The sequence below is a fragment of the Nocardiopsis salina YIM 90010 genome (genome assembly GCF_000341025.1).
In the GTDB taxonomy this organism is placed as follows: domain Bacteria; phylum Actinomycetota; class Actinomycetes; order Streptosporangiales; family Streptosporangiaceae; genus Nocardiopsis; species Nocardiopsis salina.
Genome location: NZ_ANBF01000050.1, coordinates 9,425 through 10,505, shown reverse-complemented (window position 1 = coordinate 10,505; position 1,081 = coordinate 9,425). Strand labels below are relative to the sequence as shown.

Sequence of the window (1,081 nt, the reverse complement as noted above, 5' to 3'; positions counted from 1 at the left end):
TCGCCCCCCTTCCGGTGGCCGATCACCCGGCCGTCCTCGATCGCGGACCGCAGCGGCGCCGCGACCTCCTCGGGGGTGTGCGCGTCGGCCTCAGCGGGGTCGGGCGGTTCCGCCCAGGACGCGGGGTCCCCGCCCACCGACGTGCCGCCGGCGTCCAGCAGCCGGCCGTCCCACCGCATCCGGTCGCTCGTGGGCCCGCCGTCGCCGACGGTGCTGTTCCAGCGCAGCACCTCCTCCGGCCCGGCCTGGTACCGGACCCGGTCGTAGACGGTGGGTCCGCGTGTGCTCGTGCTCTGGCGCGGCCCGGACCCGTTGCCGGCGTGCGTGAGCACGGTGAGTTCGAACGTGTCGGCGCCGAGCACGGTGTCGCGGGCGCGCACGAGCAGGTCCTCCCCGACGGCGCCGGGATGCTGGTGTTCGGGCTCGTCCGGGCCGAGGGCGTCGAGGAGCAGGGCGCCCCCGACGGCGGTCGCTGCCGACGCCGCGAGCACCCCGGCCACGAAAGCGGCCACTGCGGCGGTCCCTCCCGTCGTCCCGCTGCCCCCGCCAGCGCCCCGTGGCCTCCTTCCGACCCGCCTGCCGAGGAACCTCCGCGGAGGGCGGGACCGGCGCGGCGGGTCGGCGTTCCAGGCGTCATCGTCGTCGGTTTCGGGAACCGCGGGCCACAGGCGGTCGAGGAACGGACGTAAGGGGGAAGTGCCCCGGTCGTCGGCGCGCTCGCCGGTACCGGCCCCTGACCCGGCATGCTCTGCGTTCCGGCCGGCGTTCGTCCCGGCGGTTTTCGGAACCCGATCCCGCCTTTCTCCCGGGGATTCTCCGGGACCGCGCTCGGACCGGACCTTTCCGAAAACGGTTCCCGGTCCTCCCCCGGGTGCAAAGGACCGTTCACGCTTCAACCACCGCCGACGACCGGATTCCGCGTCCCGGGGAACCCCGGCCTTTCCCCGGTCGCCATCCGATTCGGAACGGGGTACCTCACGTGGCACCCCGTGTTCCCTGTCCACCACCCCCGCCCGGGGCGCACCGTCCCCTTCGCCGCCTGCACCGGAACGAAGATCTCCCGTCCCGCCCGCGCCCGAAT

Annotated in this window: 1 protein-coding gene and 1 pseudogene (1 of these 2 only partly in view); both read right to left on the bottom strand. The window is 74.9% G+C overall.

Features of this window, described 5'->3' with window-relative positions:
- Positions 1-512, bottom strand: a pseudogene (locus D474_RS0105605) (hypothetical protein); the annotation flags it as partial.
- Between the two features lie 463 nt (positions 513-975).
- Positions 976-1,081, bottom strand: the final stretch of a protein-coding gene (locus D474_RS27765) for a protein kinase domain-containing protein (protein ID WP_449289343.1). Its footprint extends 692 nt past the window's final position; 106 of the gene's 798 nt are visible here — the last part of the coding sequence; its start codon lies beyond the right edge, outside the window; its stop codon occupies positions 976-978.